The following is an 18,698-nucleotide window of genomic DNA, read 5'->3' as shown; positions in this document are numbered from 1 at the left end:
TACCTCAGGCCGTTTTGGAATCCTCGCCGCTCGCGTCGCGGAGCATGTCCTCGGTCAGGACCGTGCGCGAAGGCAGCCCCAATTTGCGCAGCGCCCGTCCGACGTGGATCTCGACCGTCCGTGGCGACAGGAACAGCCGCTCGCCGATCTCCCGGTTGGTGAGGTTCTGGGCGGCGAGCCTGGCGACCTCGAGTTCCCGCGGCGACAACCCTTCGCCGTACCCCTTGCGGCCACGACGAGGCATCTCCGGATCGCATCGGCGCAACGACCGACGGCAGCGGAGCGCGTCCACAGCGGCGCCGAGATTCGCGTACACCGTCTCGGCGGTGGTGTAAGAGGCGAGGGCGCGTTCCCGATCCCCGGCTTCGGCGAAGCATCCGGCCGCGAGTTCGTCGGCGTAGGCGGCGAAGTACGGGAAAGGCAGCGCGTAGTAGGCCTTCGAGGCACCGAGCAACAGGTCTCCGGCGGCGAGCGTCTCACCGCGGGCCTGGGTCAGTATTCCCCGGCACAGCAGCGCCGCCGCGTTGGCGACCGGCGCATCCTTGCCGTCGATGCCCTGCCGGTACTCCCCGAGCAGTTCCCTCGCCTCGACGAGCTGTCCCAGCCCGAGCATGGTCCGCACGGCGAACGGCATCAGCTCGGCCGCCCAGACCCAGTTGTTCTTGCGGCGCACGGTATCCAGGCCGTACTCGGCGAGACGCCGGGCGGCTTGCAGCTCCTTGCCCGCCTGATGGACCGCGACGCGGCCCGCGTACGCCGACGCCTGGATCGGGACACTGCCCGCGGACAGCGCGAACGCCGCGTCGAAACTGCGCAGGGCCGCCGTCGGCCGGTGTTGCCCGTACTCGTACCAGCCGAGGACGAGCAGCGGTTCGGCGGCCAGTGAACCGTCCTTGTCGACCCGCGTCAGCATCGCCCGCGCCTTCTCGGCGACGATCGACCACTCCCCCATCGCGAGGTCGAGGCGCAGTTCCGTACCGTCGGCCAGCGCGTCGAGGTAGGGCTGGTGGTCGTCGCGGATCAGCCGCCGCGCGGTCGCGAGGTAGGCCCGCGCGACCGGGTAGTGCCCGTTCCACGCCACGGCGTCGGCCAGGTTGATGTAGGTGCGAGCCACCTGGCGGCAGACCTCGGCCGATTCGGGGGCCCGCGGCAGGTCGGCGATGGCGTGCCAGGCGTCCGGATCGGCGACCTGCATCCGCGCCGAAAGCCGGTTGGCGGCGATCGCGGCGAGCAGCCCTGCGTCGTGTTCCCCTTTGCTCACCTGCTCGGCCTCGTCGAGCCAGCGGAAGTTCTCCTCGACCGGGACCGTCCCGATATGCGGCAGTGCCAAGGTGACCAGTCCCCTGGCGAGCAGCGCCTGCCGTCTGCCGAGGTCGGCCGCGCCCAGCTCGATCTCGAGCCTGCCCGCTTCGACCTTGCCCACCTGGTTGATCAGCACCTGGCCGAGGTGGACCCGGATCTCGCCCCGCGCGGCCTTGCTCAGCGGCCATTCGCGCAGGATCTCCCGCAGCAGCCGGACCGTGCCTGCGTGGGCGATGCTGCGCGGCAGTTCCCGCCCGAGTCGGACGGCGAACGACTCGCGCGCGGTCCGGGGCAGGTCCGGATCCCGCAAAGCCGCTTCGAGCAGACAACTCGCTTCCTCGGTCCGGCCGTCTTCGATGGCGTTGTCGACCGCGACACAGGTCCACTGTGTCCACGCGACGAGATCACCCGCCAGCCGCGCGTGCCGGGCGATGAGCGACGCGAAGGGTTCCGCGCCCGAGGCGAGCCTGGCGGCGGCGCGGCCGTGCATCGCGCAGCGCTGAGGGCCGGGAAGCAGTGCGTAGACCGCTTCGGCGATCAGCGGGCTCCCCGACTCGTAGCGGCCGCGGCCGAGATCCCGCAACAGCCCCGTTTCCACCGCTTCGGTAACCGCGCCAGAGACCTCCCCGGATGACGGTGCCGCCACCGCACCCAGTTCCGCTTCCCCGGCGGGGGATCCCAGCACGGCGGCCGCGCGCACGACGTCCCGCGCGGTCGAGCCGATCTCCGCCATCAGCCCGGCGACCCGGCTCCGGACGATCGGCGGCACGGTCGCCGACGCCAGCCTGTCCGCCGACAGCGCCTCGGCCGTGTCACCGACGCTCTGTACCAAGGCCGTCAGGTCGACGGCGATCCCGGACGTCCGCCGGTGCGCCGCTTCGGCGAAATCCGGCGCGCAGCGGCCGAACGTCGCGTCCAGCAGTGTCCGCACCTGGGCGGCGGTGAACGCCGGAAGTGTGAGATGCGCGGCGATCTCCCTCATCGGCGGGAATCGCCGCGGGCCGCACGCGACCGAACTGACCACCACGCTCAACGGCGCCGCCGCGAGCCCGCGCAGGAACTCCCACGTGTCGTCGTCGGCGGAGTGGACGTCGTCGAGCACCAGCACCGCCGGACCGCAGCCGGTCAGGACTTCGCGCACGGCACGGAACTCCTGCTGCCGGACGGTCTCGGCGTCCGCGTTCTCCGGGAACGGCGGCAGCCACGGCGACCATTCGGGGATCAGCCGTCGCAGGACGCCCGTCACCGGGGAGAAGCCTGCCGCGTGGGCGGCGGCCACCTCGCTCTTCCCGAGCAGCGCGTCGACCAAGGGCGCCAACCGGCACGGCCGCGCGAAAGAACCACAGCGGGCGGACCAGACCACGCGCGACGCGATCGCGGGATGGGAAGCCAATTCTTCGAGCAGACGGCTTCGGCCCACACCCGGTTCGCCCTCGACCACGGCGACCGACGGCGGGCTCGAGGTGAGGCGCACCAGTTCGGCCAGTTCGGTGTCGCGGGCCACGAACACCGGTGCCGCACCGATCGTCGGCATGCTCGGGACCATACCGAGAGGACACCCGCCGAAAGGCGGGAACACGAACAGTGACCAGGCGCCGAAGGCTTTCCGCTGGTCCACACCACCGGAGTCACCGCGTTAACTCGATCGGTCGACGCCGACCTGCCCGGCGCGGACTCCTGCATCGGCAATACGGACCCTTAGGTATTGCCGCGAACCTTGCCACGGGTACCCCCGGAGGGTGAATCTCAGTCTGTTCGCAGTGCCCCTGTGTTACCTCACCACAGCGCAAGTCCCCCGCTCGCGCCGGACGGCCACCCAGTCGGGTAGCCGAAGCCTTCACGTGTCCCCTCCGGGTAGCCGCCCGCGCGTGCTTCGCGTTCGACCATCCAGTTAGGAGTGTTCCGACGGTGAAGACCTCATTCAGGCGCGGGCTGGCCACGGCCTGCGCCGGTGTCGCCGCGATGGTCGCCTTGCAGGCGCCAGCCTCCGCGGCGCCAGCGATCACGGCGGCCACCACGATCCCGATCACCATGCAAGCCCAGCAGAAGAGCAACTGGTGCTGGGACGCCAGCGGCAACACCATCGCCGCGTGGTGGGGGCACTCGATCACCCAGACGAAGTTCTGCCAGGTCGCGCACAACGAGTCCGGTTCGGACTGTGCGAACAACCAGGGCTACCTGAGCGATCAGCAGCGCGTGTTCCGGTGGCTCGGGTTCAGCAACGTCGGCAGCTACAACTCCTCCGGTCAGACGCTGAGCTTCGCCACCATCAAGAGCCAGGTCGACGCGCGGCAGCCGATCGGCACCCGGATCGGCTGGCGCAACGGCGGCGGCCACATGCACGTGCTCTACGGCTACGACAACTCAGGCGGCGCGACGACGGTGTACTACGGCGACCCGTGGGGCTCGAGCCCCCGCTACAACCAGATGAGCTACAACGCCTACCGGTCCAACAACTCCTTCACCTGGACCCACACCGTCTACGGGATCAAGGACTGAAACCATGAAGCGAACCTTCCTCGGCGCCACGATCCTCGCCATCGGACTGTCACTGGCACTCGGCGGCCACGCCTCCGCCGCCGACGCCCCGGCCGGCGCACCCACCGCCGCCGACCTCGCCGCGGTGTCCACAGTGGTCACCAGCGACGCGACCACCCAACGGCTCGCCAAAGCGGAGTTCCCCGGTGCCGCCAAGGCTGACATGGCCATCGCGGCCAGGACCGCCAAGGCCGATCCGCGCACCCCGGTGGCGGTCTACCAGCCGACTGCGGCCTTCATCGCCGGCACCTCGGCCGTGCCGGCGGAATTGGCCTACGTCGCCACTCCCGCCACCCTGGGCAACGGCGACGCGGCGACCGTGTGGTCGCAGCGCGAAGGCGCGGGCTGGTCGGTCTACAACGTCGCCTCGGGTGACGTCGAAAAGCGCCTCGCGGCGCGAACCGGCAAGGGCTATCTCCTGAGCGAACCGCAGGCCGGTGCCTGGTACGCCGTCGACGGGGACACCGTGACCGTCCTCGATGGATCGTCGGTGGCGAAGACCGGCGAGAAGATGACCCTCGCCGCCTACCGTGAGGCCCTGCAAAGCCGCTACGGCGACAAACTGCCCGGCTCGACCTACGACCGCACGGGCGCGGCCGGTGGTTACGGCGCCTCGCCGGTGGGTGACAACTCGGTGCCGTGGTGGCCGTACGCCCTCGGCGCGGTGTTCCTCGCCGTGGCGGGCACGGCCGTCACGCTGCGGCTCCGCAGGCAGTAAGCGGCAGTGACGCTGGGGCCGGGATCGCGCGGGATCCCGGCCCCAGCGGACGCCAACGGAGAACACGCGTGATCAGGCGGAGAACATGCGTGATTGAACGGAGAACACTCCGGAGGACAGTGTCCAGGGTGTGTTCTCCGTCTGATCACGCGTGTTCTCCGCCTGATCACATGTGTGCGCCGTCTGATCACGGCCGCGAACGGGCGGTATTAGGCGAAGGTGTAGTCCTCGATGGGGAAGCTCTGCGCCTCCTTGATGGCGTTGAGCGTGGAGGACGGGCGGAGCAGGGTCGCCTCCCCGTGCGGATTGAAGTAGTAGCTGTTCGCCGGAGCGCAGTTCCCGAGGGTGAAGATCGAGTCGCCGAGCCGTTCGGTCATCCGGTCGAGGAACGCGTCGTTGGCTTCCTGCGTGACCTCGAACTCGGTCGCGCCGCGCCGCCGCATCGCGCCGAAAAGCCGGTCCATATGCCGCATCTGCGTCTCGATGGTGGTGAAATAGGACAGTCCCGAGTAAGAATACGGGCTGTTGAGCGAAATGAAGTTGGGGAACTTCGGGATCGCGACGCCCTCATAGGCCTGGAACCGGTTCTCCCGCCACCACTTCCCGAGATCGCGACCGCCGCGGCCGATGATCTCGATCGCCGGGAAGTTCGCCTCCCACAGGTCGAATCCGGTCGCCAGCACCAGGACGTCGATGTCCCGCCGCGCACCGTCGGCGGTCTCGATCCCGGTCTCGTCGATCTTCGCGATGGACGTCGTCTCCAGGTGCACGTGGTCCTTGGTGAAGGCCGGGAAGTACTCGTTGGAGAACGTCGGGCGCTTGCAGCCGAACGAATACCGCGGTGTGAGTTCCGCGCGCAGCCCCCGATCCCGCACCTGGCGGCGGAGGTGCGCCAGGCACCACATCTTGCCGAGCCGGTTCGCGATCGGCAGTTGCTTGTAGTGCAGCACGCCGGAGACCATCATCAGTTCCAGCAGCGCGGTCCCGGTCAGCCGGGCGACCCGCTGGGTGAACGGGACCGCGGCGAACGCGCGGCGGACCGCCTTGGGCACCGGGAAGTCCAGTTTCGGGCTCACCCAGATCGGGGTCCGCTGGTACACGCTGAGTTCCCGCGCGACCTTCGCGATCTCGGGGATCAGCTGGACCGCGGTCGCGCCGGTGCCGATCACCGCGACGCGTTTGCCCGCGAGGTCGTAGCCGTCGTCCCAGGCGGTGGTGTGGATGACCTTGCCGCCGAAGGTATCAATCCCGGGGATGTCGGGTTTCTTGGGCTGGGAAAGGAATCCTGTCGCGGTCAGCAGGTACTTCGCGGTGACCGGCTCACCGTCGGCGAGGGACACCGTCCAGTGCGCGTTCGCCTCGTCCCAGACCGCGCCGGTGACGACGGTCCCGAAGCGCATGTAGTGCCGCAGCCGGTACTTGTCCGCGACGTGCTCGGCGTATCGCTTGAGTTCCGCGCCCGGCGCGAAGAGGCGCGACCAGTGCGGGTTCGGCTCGAACGAGTACGAGTAGGTGGCCGACGGGATGTCGACGGCCAGCCCCGGATAGCGGTTCACATGCCAGGTGCCGCCGAGATCGGACTCGCGTTCGAGGATGAGCAGGTTGTCGTAGCCGAGCCGGTTGAGCTGGATCGCCGCGCCCATCCCGCCGAAACCGGCCCCGACGACGACGGCGTCGTACTGCGCGTTCATGCGTTTTCCTCCCGGTGGGTGTCCTGGTCGAGACGCGTGCGGTAGGCCGCGCGATCCGGTGAGTCGGGGCGCAGGGCCCGGTCGTCCCGGATCAGGCGGCGGAAGGCGTTGCGTGCCGGTTCGGGTGTGACGGCCGCGAGGGTGGCGAGCGCGCCGACATAGCCGGGCACGGCGATCTCCGCGGCACGGGTGCGGACGGAAGCCACGACGGCGTCGGCGATCCGGCCCGGTTTCACCTTCGGGATCGGCCGCATGTCGAGTCCGGACGCGAGCGCGGTGTCGACCGCGGACGGCAGCACGGCGGAGACGCTCACGCCGTGCGGCGCGTACTCCAGCCGGGTCGCCGCGGTCAGCCCGACGACGGCGAACTTGCTGGCGTTGTAGATCGCCAGCCCCTTGACGGGGAACTTCCCTGCCAGCGACGCGACGTTCACGATGTGCCCGCGGCCGCGCTCCAGCATGCCGGGCAGCGCCAGCCGCATGCCGTGGACGACGCCGAAGACGTTGACCTCCATGGTCGCCCGGTTCAGGGCGTCGGAGAGGTCGAGGAAACCACCGTTCGGCATGATCCCGGCGTTGTTGACGAGCACCGCGAGCGGCCCGTTCGCCTGTTCGGCGTCACCGAGAAAGGTGGCGAAGGAGACGGGGTCGGCGACGTCGAGGTGATGCGCGGTCCCGCCGATGTCGGCGGCGGTACGTTTCGCGGCTTCGAGATCGAGGTCGCCGATGGACACACGCGCGCCAAGTGCGGCCATGCGTTCCGCGGTCGCGCGGCCGATGCCCTGTCCCGCACCGGTGATCGCCACATGCGCGCGAGCGAGGTCGAGGTCCGGGTACTTGCTCACGCGCGCACTCCCTCTCGTTCGAAAGCACCGGCGACCAGTCCGGGCGCCGTCCGCAACGCGGTCGCGAGCACCTGCTCCCGCCGCCGTCCGTCCATGAAGTTGGCGCCCATCGCGGCGAGATCGGCAGGCCCCGGTTCGATCCGGACCACCCGCACGCCCACCGCGCGCAACCGCCGCGCCTCGTCGTCCACGCGCCGGGTCATCGCCTTCCGCAGCAGGCGTTCCAGCCTGGCCGGACCGCGCGCCGGAGCCCCGCCTTCGCTGCTCATCGGCGCGATCAGCACGACCTCGCCGACGTCATGGCCGAGCAGGAGATCGGCCGAGGTCGGCGAAACCGTTCCGCCGTCGAGCAGCGGACGTCCGTCCACAACGGACGGAGGAAACCAGCCGGGGATCGCCCACGACGCGGCGATCGCCTCGCCGAGCCGGGCGGTCGGCGCGTCCGCGGAGCCGAGCGCGACCCGCTCGCCCGCCGGATCCGTGGCCATCAGCCAGGTCGCGGGATGCGGGACCCAGCCGTCCGGTGCCAGCGCGACCCCGAGTTCACGGAGCCAGCCGGCGTCTCCCCTGCCACGGGGAAGAAGTCCCGCGAGACCGGCCGTCGCGTCGACGTCCCGGCGCAGCGCGGCCCGGACGAGCTTGGCGGCGGGCCACCGCGGATACGGCACCGGCGGGAACCGGTTCGGCACCCGCCGTACGTGCGCGGCGACGATGGGATCGCCGTCAGGCGTGCCTGCCAGCGCGCCGAGGATCGCCTTCGCCGGGATACCCGCCCCGAGCATGGCCACCGCCTCGGCGCCCGCGGAGGTCCCGACCAGGACGTCCACCTCGCGCGGGTCCCAGCCAGCCCGGGTGTGCAGCGCGTCGAGGACCGCCGCTGTCCAGGCGAAGCCCAGCGTGCCGCCGCAGCCGAGCACCAGTGCTCTCGCGGAATGACGTGTCATTTCCGGAACGGTATGTCATTTGAGCGCGCGGGGCAATAAGCTGGCGGGATGACGACGGAGACCCCGGTCAGCAGGGCCGCACGGAAGAAGCAGGAACTACGGCGCGAGATCGTGGAGACCGCGTTCGACTGCTTCGCCGAACGCGGCTACCACGCGACGGGGATCGCCGACATCGCCGCGCGGCTGGGCATCGGGCACGGCACCTTCTACCGCTACTTCCAGAACAAGCGGGACATCGTCGACCACGTCATCACGGACCTGGTCGAGAAGGTGGTCGCCTCACTGGCGGCGGACAACGCCCCCGACGCGGTCAACAGCCTGGCCGAATACCGCAAGCAGAGCGCGAGGATCGGCGACGCGCTCGCCCAGATCTTCGGCAGCGACCCGCGGATGGCCCGGTTCCTCCTGCTCGAGGCCGCCGGCATCGACGCCGAGATGCGGGAGCGCGTACTGGACTTCTACGAGACCGCCGCGGAACTGACCGCGGGCTACCTCCACCACGGCGTCCGTCTCGGTTATCTGCACGAGGATCTGGACGTCGACGCCACCGCGCGGGCGATCAACGGGATGATCCTCGCTTCGGTGCTGTCCGGACTGCGCGATCCGTCGCCGCAGGGGCAGGCGGCGATGAGCAGAGCCGTCCGCCGCGTCATGTACGACGGGATCGCGAACCGTCATTAGGCAACCGACCGGCCGGTCCGGCTACGACACACCAGTAGGCGGGGACCCGGCGTTACTGGTGCCGGAATCCATGGAACCGCTCCCGGCCTCGGTCGTCCAGCGGCGAAAACGCAGAGTCGTACCGACGAAAGCGAACTCAGCACTTGTGCAGGGTCTGACTCGGCGACTCGCCGAAGGTCGCGCGGTAGTGCGCACTCAACCGGCTGCCGTCCAGGAACCCCCACTTCGCCGCGATACCGGTGACCGTCGTGCCGTCGCCGGGTACGGCGGCGCGGAGCTCGGCCCGGATCCGGTCCAGCCGGACCCGGCGCAGATAGGCCATGGGCGTGGTGTCCAGGTGCCGTCGGAACGCCAGTTGCAGGGCACGCACCGAGACCCAGCAGGCACGGGCGACGTCGGCCACGCCGAGATCGAGGTCCGGATTGGCCTCCAGGAAGGCGATCCCGCGGCGCACGGTGTCCGGGACGGCGTCCCGGCGGTCACTGGGGTGGGCGTCGCCCTCGCCCGCGGTGAAGGTGTCCAGGGCCACGGCGGCCATCAGCCGTCCCGCCGCGCCGAGCACCAGCGGGCCGTGCTCCACCCCCGGTTCGGAAAAGAGCCCGGTGAGGTAGTCGACCGTCCGCTGCCATCGTCGTGCCTTCTCCAGGCACACCGGCTCGTAGCGCAGCCTTTCGACCGCCCCGCCGTCCCGCGCCGGGTCCATCTCGGTCAACAGGGTCAGATCGATACCGGTGACCTGCAGCCGCGCGCCGTGCATCCCCGTCCGGTAGCCGTGGCCGGGGTGCGGGCCGACGAACACGTCGCCGGGACCCAGCCGACGGTCGCTGACGCCGTCATCGATCTCCAGCTCACCACCCAGCACGCGCAACAGCACCACCCTGCCCAGCGGCTGGACGACGACCTCGGTGGTCAGCGTGTTGTGCAGGAAGTCGAAATGCACGTCCCCGAGGTCACAGCGGTTGTGCTCGAAACGGTAGTTCTCGACGGTGCCTCGCACCCGCAACCGGTTGTCGCGGTAAGCCTCGGCGATCAGGGCACGCGCCTGTTCCGGATCGGTGGTCGCGAAGTCCGTCACCCTCGGTTCGTGCACGGGACCACGCTCCTTTCCGTTCACCCGTAACGAAAAGTCCGCTCACCGGAACGGTACCGCCAACCGGCGGGCACTGCCAGGCCGAGTCGGAGTCATCCGGCTGGTCGAAATGGCTCACCGGCGCGGTCGAGGATCGCCCTGGCGCGCAGTTCGACCGGTCGGTCGACCATCTGGCCGTCCGCCACGGCCACGGAACCGTCGCCCACGAGCGCGGCCACGTTTCGGGCCCACTCGATTTCGCCTTCCGACGGGGCCATTCCGCGATTCGCGACGGGCACCTGGCGCGGGTGCACGCAGAGTTTCCCGGTGAAACCCAGGGTCTTGGCGTGATCGAGGTCCGCGGTGAGCGCGGCCTCGTCGTCGAGCGCCGTGGTGACACCGTCGATCGGGGCCGCCCTGCCCGTGGCCGCCGCGGCGACGACGAGCGCGGATCGCGCGTACCGCAACGCCTCGTGCGACCGATGGTCGACGCCGAGCTGCGCGGCCAGGTCGACGCTGCCGAACGCCGGCCGCACCACCGCGTCCGCGCCGCAGACGGCCATCGCGGCGGCGATCCCGGCCGCGGTCTCCACCAGCGGAAGGATCGGCACGCCGGGCAGCCGTCCGGCGAGGGCGTCGAGCTCGGCGCGGTCCTCGGCCTTAGGCGGCATCACCGCGAGCGCGCGCCCGACGCTCGCGACATCCTCTTGGTACCAAACGGTTCCCGCGGCGTTGATCCGGACGACCGCCTGATGGCCCTCCGCCAGCCACGCCCGGACATGCTCGCGCGCGGACTCCTTCCGATCGGGCCCAACGGCGTCTTCCAGGTCGAGGATCACGACGTCGGCACCACTGGCCGCGGCTTTGGCGAACCGGTCCGGCCGGTGACCCGGGACGAACAGGAAGGTCTTCGCATGGGCAAGGAGATCGCTCATCGGCCGAGGCTCCGCACCGTCCCGGCCGCGGTCCGCCGCCCGTGGCGATCCCGCACGGCGGTGACGGTCTCCGCCGCTCCTGCCTCGGCCTGGACGATCATGCCCTGGTGGTCGAACAGCGGCGAGACGAGCCGATAATCGAAGGCCAGTTCCCCGCCGCTCCCCCGCCGTCGCGCGGCTTCGGCCATCGCGAGCGCCTGCAACGGCCCGTGGGTGAGCAACCCCGGATAGCCTTCGACGTCCCTGGCGTAGTCGCGGTCGTAGTGGATGCGGTGGGCGTTGTAGGTCAGCGCCGAGAAGCGGAACAGCAGGGTCGGCGAGACGTCGATCGCCCATTCGTCCTCGGTCACCGGCGCCTCCGGCTCTTCGGCGGCCGTCTTGGCCGGTCCGGAAGCGGCGTCGCGGTAGACGATGTCCTGCTCTTCCTCGACCACGACCTTGCCGCCCTGGAAGATCTTGTGTCCGGTCACGACGAACGTCAGCCGTCCGGTGCGCCCTTGTTTCTCTTGTGTGGAAAGCACTTCCGTACGCCGGATCGCGGGCAGTCCGCACCGCAACGGCCCCAGTGTCCGCACCCGCCCGCCTGCCCACATCCGACAGCGTCCCGGCTCCGGCGACACGGGATGTCCGTCCGGCCCCAGATCGGCCTGCGCCGGCCGGTCCAGCAGGTAGAACCAATGCCACAGCAACGGCAGGCCGTCGCGGTCCAGATCCGGCATCTCGACGTCGAGCAGTGAGCCCAGCGCTTCCGCCGGGCCGGGCTGCAAAACCTCGGCTACTTCCTTCACGCGCGAACCTCCTCGGCGGTGCCGAACTCGGCCCGGATCGACTCGTTGTGCGCCCCCAGCGCCGGAACCGGCCCCATGACCGGTTCCTGACCGGCCACTTCGACGGGCGGCAGCAACGCCTCCAGCACGCCGGCCGGCGTCTCCACCGCGCGCCAGCGATTCCGCGCGGCCAGCTGCGGATGCCGGGTGAACTGCTCCGGCGTCCGCAGCCGGGCGTTGGCGATCCCGGCACGCTCCAGCAGCTCGCCGACCTCGTCCGCGGTCAGGCCGGTGAAGGCCTGTTCGAGGATCGCGGTGAGTTCGTCGTCGTGGGCGACGCGGTCGTCGTTGGTGCGGAAGCGCGGCTCGTCGACGAGTTCCTTGCGCCCCAGCACGTCCTGGCAGAGCACGACCCATTCCCGTTCACTTTGGACACTCAGGAAGACCTTGTCGTCACCGGTGCGGTACGGCCCGTACGGCGAGATCGACGGATGTGACGCCGCCGTGCGCCGCGGCGGTTCTTGTCCGTAGCGCGAGAAATACGCGGGCTGGCTCATCCACTCGCCGAGCGAGTCGATCATCGCGACGTGCAGGCTCGCGCCCTCACCGGTGCGCTCGCGGTCGTAGAGCGCGGTGAGAATGCCGGTGTAGGCGTACATCCCGGTGGAGATGTCGGCGATCGAGATCCCTGCCTTGGCCGGGGTCTCCGGTGTCCCGGTGGACATCACGAGCCCGGTTTCACACTGCACCAGCAGGTCGTACGCCTTCTTCGTCCTATATGGACCTTCGGGACCATAACCCGAGATGGAACAGTGGATCAGTTCCGGACGTTCCGCGCGCAGCGTCTCGGCGTCGAGTCCGAGTCGCTCCACCGCACCGGGGACGAGGTTCTGCACGAACACGTCCGCCCGGCCGATCATCGTGTCGAGCAGCGCCCGATCGGCCGGATCCTTGATGTCGAGTTCAACGCTTTCCTTGCCCCGGTTGAGCCAGACGAAGTAACTCGACTGCCCGTGCACTGTCCGGTCGTAGTCGCGGGCGAAGTCGCCGACGCCGCGACGTTCGATCTTGATGACCCGCGCGCCGAGGTCGGCGAGCTGGCGCGAGGCGAACGGCGCCGCGACGGCCTGTTCGAGCGCGACGACGGTGATTCCCTCGAGTGGTTGGCGCATACTGCCTTCCTTGCCGTTCAGGACGGGATGCGGTGCCGTTCGACCAGCTGACGCGCGATCACGCCGCGCTGGATCTCGTTGGTGCCCTCACCGACGATCATCAGGGGCGCGTCGCGGAAGTACCGCTCGACGTCGAACTCGGTCGAGTAACCGTAACCGCCGTGGATGCGGACCGCGTCGAGCGCGATCTCCATCGCGGCCTCGGAAGCGAACAATTTCGCCATCCCGGCCTCCATGTCCGCGCGCTCACCAGAGTCGTAGCGCCGGGCCGCGTGGTGCACCAGCTGGCGCGCGGCCTCGAGTTTGGTCGCCATGTCCGCAAGGTAGTTGCCGATCGACTGATGCTGCCAGATCGGCTTGCCGAAGCTCTCCCGTTCCTGGGCGTAGCGCAGGGAATCCTCCAGCGCGGCCCGTCCGACACCGAGTGCCCGGCAGGCGACCTGGATCCGGCCGATCTCCAGGCCCCGCATCATCTGACCGAAGCCGCTCCCCTCCTCGCCACCGAGCAGCGCCGTGGCCGGGGCGCGGAAGTCGTCGAAGGAGAGTTCGCAGCTCTCGACACCCTTGTAGCCGAGTTTGGGCAGATCCCGCGAGACCTGGAAACCGGGCCCTTTCTCCACCAGCAGGACGGAGATCCCCCGGTGCGCCGGTTCGGTGGCCGGGTCGGTCTTGCACAGCAGCGCGACCAGCTGGGACCGGCGGGCGTTGGTGATCCAGGTCTTGCTGCCGTTGACGACGTACTCGTCGCCCTCGCGCCGCGCCGTGGTGCGCAGGGCCTGGAGGTCCGAGCCACCGCCGGGTTCGGTGAGCGCCATCGTCGCGCGGATCTCGCCGGCGGCCATCTTCGGCAGGTAAGCGTCCTTCTGCTCCCGCGTACCGTATGTGGCGAGGAGTTTCGCGACGACGGTGTGGCCGCCCATCGCGCCGGCGAGGCTCATCCAACCGCGCGCCAGTTCCTCGGTGACCAGCGCGTAGCACTGGGCGGAAACCTGGGTCTCGCCCCAAGGTTCGGGCACGGCCAGCCCGAAGACGCCCATCGCCTTCATCTGATCGATGAGCTTTTCGGGATAGGTGTTCGTGTGGTCGAGTTCCCGCGCGACGGGCCGGACTTCGCGATCTACGAACTCCGCCACGAGCGCGACGATCGCGTCCTCTTCTTCGGTCATGTGATTATCATGAGCCCTGATGACTGGGTAAGTGAAATACCGAATCGTGATCGCTGCATACCGAGGCGCGATGACAGGGGACGACGATGGACTTGAAGCAGCTCAAGGCGTTGGTGACGATCGCCGAGGTCGGCAGCGTGACCCGCGCGGCCGAGCTGCTGCACCTGGTCCAGCCCGCGGTCACCCGGCAGATCCGTACCCTGGAGCAGGAACTGGGGGTGCCGCTGTTCGAGCGGACCCGCAACGGGATGCGGCTGACCGAGGCAGGGGCGACCCTCGTCGAACGCGCCCGGCGGGCGCTCACCGAACTCGACCGAGCCAAGGCCGAACTGGCCCCGGCACCCGGCGTGGTCACCGGGATCGTCACGGTCGGCCTGCTGGAGAGCACCGCCGAACGGCTCGCCGCGCCCTTGACGACGGCCGTGCTGCGCGACCATCCGGGGATCGAACTGCGGCTGCTGACCGCGTACTCGGGGCAACTCCAGCGGTGGATCGACGACGGCGACGTCGATGTGAGCCTGCTGTACAACCTGACCAGTACGCCTTCACTCAACGTCCGCCCGCTGGTCCGCGAACGACTCTGGGCCGTCGCTCCCCCGTCGGACGGCCTTGACCCCGCGCACCCCGTCCCGTTCGCCGAGGTGGCCGCGCATCCGCTCGTCATGCCGTCCGAGGGACACGCGCTGCGCACCCTTATCGACGGCGCGGCCCGTGAGGCAGGAGCCCAGACCGAGGTCACCGTGCAGACCAACTCCATGACGCTGCAAAAACGGCTGGTACTGGGCGGGCACGGCTGGACGATCCTGCCGGGCATCGGCATCGCGGCGGACGTCGCCGACGGCGTCTTGAGCGCGGCTCCGGTGAGCGAACCGGAGGTCTGGCGCACCGTCGTCCTCGGCATCCCCCGGACCGGCCGCGTCACGCCCGCCGTCGACGCCGTCGCGCGGGCACTGGTCCAGCAGATCCATCAGACGGTGAACGAGGGCGAGTGGCCCTCGGCCCGGATCTGGGAAGACCGAACAGGAGAAGGATGACCACGCTCCCCCGAACCGGCCACGCCGTCGCCGCCGACGGCACCCGGCTGGCCTACCAGTGGCACGGCACGGGCAGGCCGCTCGTGCTGCTGGCCGGACAGGCGAACGACCACACGTGGTGGAACCGCGCACGCGGGGATTTCCCGAGCAAGATCACCATGGACTACCGCGGCACCGGGGCCAGCGACGCACCCGATACCCCGTATTCCACAACGGGATTCGCGGACGACGTGATCGCGGTCCTCGACGAACTCGGCGTCGCCGAGGCCGACGTCTACGGAACCTCGATGGGTGGCCGTGTCGCGCAATGGGTCGCCGCGCGGTATCCCGGCCGGGTGCGGCGGCTCGTCCTCGGCTGCACCTCACCCGGCGGCACCCACGGCGTCGAGCGGTCGAACGACGTGCGGCTGGCCCTCGCCCGGCGATCCTCCGTCGAGGCACGGGAAACGTTGGAGAATCTGATGTACACGCCCGAATGGCGAGCCGCGAACCCCGGCCCGTACCGGGTGCTCGGTGCACACGGGATGCCGCCACACGCGGTCCGCGGGCACCTCGTCGCGAGCAACACCCACGACGCCTGGGACGTGCTCCCGGAGATCACCGCCCCCACCCTGGTCCTCCACGGCGACGACGACCTGCTCGCACCGCCGGTGAACGCGCCCCTGCTGGCCGACCGGATTCCCGACGCCCGGATGCACCTCTTCGCCGGGGCACGGCACGCCTACTTCGACGAATGCCGCCCGGAGTCGAGCGAGCTGGTGAGCGACTTCCTCGGATAGCTCATGCCGACCGGGTATGTGCCCATCGCGGATTTCTATTTCTCAGCCGTGGGGATCACAGCTCATGATGGTCGGTATTCCCGGAGCGAAGGAGCTTCCCTTGCCGCACAAGAAACCCGGTGTCGTGGCGAACGTGGTTCGCGGCTGCCTCGGAAACCTGGTCGAGTGGTACGACTGGTTCGTCTACGCCTCGTTCAGTATTTATTTCGCGGCCAGCTTCTTCCCCGAGGAAACCTGACGGCACAGTTGCTTTCCACGGCCGTCGTGTTCACGGTCGGCTTCCTGATGCGCCCACTCGACGGCTGGCTACTGGGCCTCTACGCGGACAAATTCGGCCGCCGGGCGGCGTTGACGCTGTCCGTGACGTTGATGAGCTTCGGTTCGCTGGCCATCGCCGTCACACCCGGCTACGCGTCGATCGGCATCCTCGCGCCCGTGATCCTGGTGGTCGCCAGGCTCGCGCAAGGCCTCTCGGTCGGCGGTGAGTTCGGTTCGAGCGCGACCTACCTGTCCGAGATCGCCACGCCGGGACGACGCGGGTTCTACTCGAGCTTCCAGTACGTCTCGATCACCGTCGGCCAGCTCGCGACCCTGCTGGTGATGATCGTGATGCAGTCGCTGCTGACCGAAGCGCAGATGTACGCCTGGGGCTGGCGGATCCCGTTCGTCCTCGGCGCGATCGCCGGACTCGTGGTGATGTACCTGCGCCGCACCATGATGGAGTCGGAACACTTCCGGCTCTCGGCCCGTTCCCCGAAACCCGGCGGCCTCCGAGTCCTGCTGACCCGGCACCGCCGCCAGGTCCTCGCTGTCCTCGGCCTCGCGATCGGTGGCACGGTGGCGTTCCACACCTTCACCAGCTACCTGCAGAAGTACATGGTGAACACGGCGGGAATCCCCAAGCCGACTGCCTCTCGCCGCACTGTTCCTGTTCATCTTCATGCGACCCGTCGCCGGCGCGCTCTCCGACCGCTGGGGCCGCCGTCCGGTCATGTTCTGCTTCTCCATCGGCGGCATGCTGCTGACCGTCCCGATCATGACGCTCGTGGGCAAGACGTCCGATCCGTGGATCGCTTTCCTGCTCATGATCACGGCACTGGTGTTTCTCAGCGGCTATACGGCGTTGTCGGCGATCGTCAAGGCGGAAATGTTCCCCACCAACGTCCGCGCCCTCGGCGTCGGACTGCCGCACGCACTGGCGACCGCGATCTTCGGCGGACTTTCGGAGCCGATCGCTCTGGCGTTGAAGCAGGCCGGGCACGAGAGCGTGTTCTTCTGGCTGGTGACCGGGTGTATCGCGTTGACGTTCTTGGCCACGCTGGTGGTTCGGGAGCCTTCGCGGAGTTCGTCGCTTGAGGTTGCGAGGGTGGCGGCTGCTCGGGATTCTGTTGCGGGGTGAGGTTTTGCCGGTCTTTGGCGACGCGGACGGTGGCGGATCGGCACGCGTTGATGTTCTTGGCCGCGTTGGTGGCTTGGGAGCCTTCGCGGAGCTTTCGCTCGAGGCTTCGAGGGTGGATGCTTGGGATTCTGTTGTCGGGTGAGGTTGCCGGTATTCGGCAACGCGGGTGACCGCGATCCCAACGGCGCCGAGGATCGCGGCCACGCTGGTGGTTCGGGGCCTTCACCCAGCTTCTCACTCGAGAACTCAGGATTGGCTGCCCAAGATTCTGTCGCCAAATGCGCCTTCGCCGGTATTCGGCAACACGGGCGGCCGCGATCCCAACGACGCCGAGGATCGCGGCCACACTGAAGGCTCAAGACCCTTCACACAGCTTCTCACTCGAGAACTCAGGATTGAACTGCTCAAGATTCTGTCGCCAGATGCGCCTTCGCCGGTATTCGGCAACGCGAGCGCCCGCGAGCATCGATTAGGCCAGATTTCCTTGCCAGCAAACAGGTTTCAGTTTTTTGTCGGTGGTCGACGGTACCTTCACCGCATGGAAACTTCCCAAGCGGCCATCGCCGCTTTGAAGGACCTATCCGACTCAACTGACCTGGAGGAAATCAATGCCCTGCTGAATTCCCTGGACGACAAGGACGCCATCTTCGTCGCACAGGAAGCCACCGCCGCGCTCGCCCGGTGGGAAGCCGTCCGGTATCGCGCCCTGTCACGGCTGAGCGAGCTTCGGGGCGGCGTGCGGAGCGTGGTGCAAGAGGTGGCGATGACGCTGTCTCTTGTGGACAATTTCGCCGGTTCCCTTGTCTCGACAGGAGTCGCGTTGACATCCCGGCTACCGCGGACGCTGTCCTTGCTGGACCGGGGTTTGGTGGGCGGCTACTCCGCGCAGAAGGTCGCCGAGGCGACGGCGTGGTTGTCGGACGAGGATTCGCTGGTGGTCGATGCCAAGTTGGAGTCGCGGCTGCCGAAGAAGAACAGTACCCAGGTCCGCAAGGCGGCGAACTACGCCGCGAACAAGGCCGATCCGGTCGGTGCCGGAAAACGGTCGAAGGAAAGCCGTGACAGGCGCCGTTTGTCGGTGGCACAAGGCGGGGCCGGGGTCGCCTCGATCGAAGTGGTGGACGGGCAGGCGGAGAAGGTCAACGCGGCCTACCGGCGAATCCACCAGGAGGCCAGGGCGCTGAAGAACGACGGCGATACCCGGACGATGAACCAGCTCCGGGCCGACATCGCCCTCGATCTGTTGCTCAGCGGGAAAGGTGGCGCCGCCGAGCGAGCCGAAGTGTTCCTCTACATGGACATGTTCACGTATCTGGGGCTGAACGACGATCCGGTGAAGATGGCCGGACACGGCCACATCCCCGCTTCGCTGGGCCGCCACATCGCCACGGGCCCGAACACGGTGTTGCGGCGGATCATCACCGACCCCTTGAGTGGGCAGGTCCAAGATCTCGGCAGAACCCGGTATCGACCGGACGCGGCGATGGCCGAGTTCGTCCGCGTCCGGGATCGCGAGTGCCGAAGACCCGGCGTGCGCCACGAGGCGCTGTCAATCAATGTGGAGGTGAAAGACCTGCACCATTGTTATGTCGCATCATAGCGGTGATAGCTGAGGGCAGCGGAACCAGGAGACGCTGGGGAAGCGGGAGCAGCCCTGA

The 18,698-nt window shown here is 68.9% G+C and carries 15 protein-coding genes and 1 pseudogene; 7 read left to right on the top strand and 9 right to left on the bottom strand.

Going from position 1 to position 18,698, the window contains the following annotated elements; all coding sequences use genetic code 11:
- Positions 1-4 precede the first annotated feature (4 nt).
- Entirely contained in the window at positions 5-2,836 is a 2,832-nt protein-coding gene (locus ACLARN_RS08480) for a helix-turn-helix transcriptional regulator (protein ID WP_409490752.1), read from the bottom strand.
- 374 nt (positions 2,837-3,210) lie between these two features.
- Here ACLARN_RS08480 and ACLARN_RS08475 point away from each other — a divergent pair, with 374 nt between their 5' ends.
- Both ACLARN_RS08475 and ACLARN_RS08470 read left to right on the top strand, forming a co-directional pair.
- Positions 3,211-3,801 carry a papain-like cysteine protease family protein gene (locus ACLARN_RS08475; protein ID WP_409490751.1) on the top strand — a complete coding sequence of 197 codons (591 nt, stop codon included), beginning with the start codon at positions 3,211-3,213 and terminating at the stop codon, positions 3,799-3,801.
- A 4-nt stretch (positions 3,802-3,805) separates the two neighbouring features.
- Entirely contained in the window at positions 3,806-4,558 is a 753-nt protein-coding gene (locus tag ACLARN_RS08470) for a hypothetical protein (protein ID WP_409490750.1), read from the top strand.
- Between the two features lie 209 nt (positions 4,559-4,767).
- Here ACLARN_RS08470 and ACLARN_RS08465 read toward each other — a convergent pair whose 3' ends face one another.
- From ACLARN_RS08465 to ACLARN_RS08455, 3 genes are read right to left on the bottom strand one after another with little or no spacing between them, the layout of a single operon-like run.
- Positions 4,768-6,249, bottom strand: a complete 1,482-nt coding sequence (locus tag ACLARN_RS08465) for a flavin-containing monooxygenase (protein ID WP_409490749.1) — start codon at positions 6,247-6,249, stop codon at positions 4,768-4,770.
- The gene (locus ACLARN_RS08460; RefSeq protein WP_409490748.1) at positions 6,246-7,094 is read right to left on the bottom strand and encodes an SDR family oxidoreductase; all 849 of its coding nucleotides are present in this window, start codon (positions 7,092-7,094) and stop codon (positions 6,246-6,248) included. The genes ACLARN_RS08465 and ACLARN_RS08460 overlap by 4 nt, the downstream gene beginning before the upstream one ends.
- Positions 7,091-8,038: a patatin-like phospholipase family protein gene (locus tag ACLARN_RS08455; RefSeq protein ID WP_409490747.1), complete on the bottom strand. Its 948-nt coding sequence runs from the start codon at positions 8,036-8,038 to the stop codon at positions 7,091-7,093. The genes ACLARN_RS08460 and ACLARN_RS08455 overlap by 4 nt, the downstream gene beginning before the upstream one ends.
- A 48-nt stretch (positions 8,039-8,086) precedes the next feature.
- Here ACLARN_RS08455 and ACLARN_RS08450 point away from each other — a divergent pair, with 48 nt between their 5' ends.
- Complete coding sequence (locus tag ACLARN_RS08450) at positions 8,087-8,719, top strand: TetR/AcrR family transcriptional regulator (protein WP_409490746.1); 633 nt, start codon at positions 8,087-8,089, stop codon at positions 8,717-8,719.
- Between the two features lie 136 nt (positions 8,720-8,855).
- Here the strand turns inward: ACLARN_RS08450 and ACLARN_RS08445 are convergent, their stop codons facing one another.
- From ACLARN_RS08445 to ACLARN_RS08425, 5 genes are all read right to left on the bottom strand, one after another.
- Positions 8,856-9,809 carry a helix-turn-helix transcriptional regulator gene (locus ACLARN_RS08445; protein WP_409490745.1) on the bottom strand — a complete coding sequence of 318 codons (954 nt, stop codon included), beginning with the start codon at positions 9,807-9,809 and terminating at the stop codon, positions 8,856-8,858.
- 92 nt (positions 9,810-9,901) lie between these two features.
- Entirely contained in the window at positions 9,902-10,723 is an 822-nt protein-coding gene (locus tag ACLARN_RS08440; RefSeq protein ID WP_409490744.1) for an HpcH/HpaI aldolase/citrate lyase family protein, read from the bottom strand.
- Positions 10,720-11,511 (bottom strand): mesaconyl-C4 CoA hydratase, encoded by a 792-nt coding sequence (locus tag ACLARN_RS08435; RefSeq protein ID WP_409490743.1) that lies wholly within the window; start codon positions 11,509-11,511, stop codon positions 10,720-10,722. Before ACLARN_RS08435 ends, ACLARN_RS08440 begins: the two co-directional genes overlap by 4 nt.
- Positions 11,508-12,662, bottom strand: coding sequence for a CaiB/BaiF CoA transferase family protein (locus ACLARN_RS08430; RefSeq protein ID WP_409490742.1), 1,155 nt, complete (start codon positions 12,660-12,662; stop codon positions 11,508-11,510). The genes ACLARN_RS08435 and ACLARN_RS08430 overlap by 4 nt, the downstream gene beginning before the upstream one ends.
- Before the next feature lie 17 nt (positions 12,663-12,679).
- Positions 12,680-13,828 (bottom strand): acyl-CoA dehydrogenase family protein, encoded by a 1,149-nt coding sequence (locus ACLARN_RS08425; RefSeq protein WP_409490741.1) that lies wholly within the window; start codon positions 13,826-13,828, stop codon positions 12,680-12,682.
- A gap of 86 nt (positions 13,829-13,914) precedes the next feature.
- Between ACLARN_RS08425 and ACLARN_RS08420 the strand changes: the two genes are divergently transcribed.
- The 4 genes and pseudogenes from ACLARN_RS08420 (at position 13,915) to ACLARN_RS08405 (ending at position 18,640) form a co-directional block, all read left to right on the top strand.
- Positions 13,915-14,862, top strand: a complete 948-nt coding sequence (locus tag ACLARN_RS08420; protein ID WP_409490740.1) for a LysR family transcriptional regulator — start codon at positions 13,915-13,917, stop codon at positions 14,860-14,862.
- Positions 14,859-15,641, top strand: a complete 783-nt coding sequence (locus tag ACLARN_RS08415; RefSeq protein WP_409490739.1) for an alpha/beta fold hydrolase — start codon at positions 14,859-14,861, stop codon at positions 15,639-15,641. Before ACLARN_RS08420 ends, ACLARN_RS08415 begins: the two co-directional genes overlap by 4 nt.
- A 64-nt stretch (positions 15,642-15,705) precedes the next feature.
- A pseudogene (locus ACLARN_RS08410) lies at positions 15,706-17,040 on the top strand (MFS transporter).
- A gap of 166 nt (positions 17,041-17,206) precedes the next feature.
- Positions 17,207-18,640 carry a DUF222 domain-containing protein gene (locus ACLARN_RS08405; protein WP_409490738.1) on the top strand — a complete coding sequence of 478 codons (1,434 nt, stop codon included), beginning with the start codon at positions 17,207-17,209 and terminating at the stop codon, positions 18,638-18,640.
- Positions 18,641-18,698: the final 58 nt, after the last annotated feature.

Origin of the sequence: Amycolatopsis sp. cmx-11-12 (assembly GCF_046269425.1) — a bacterium.
Lineage (GTDB): Bacteria > Actinomycetota > Actinomycetes > Mycobacteriales > Pseudonocardiaceae > Amycolatopsis.
The sequence above is the reverse complement of the archived record's forward strand: the minus strand, read 5'-3'. Positions and strand labels throughout refer to the sequence as shown.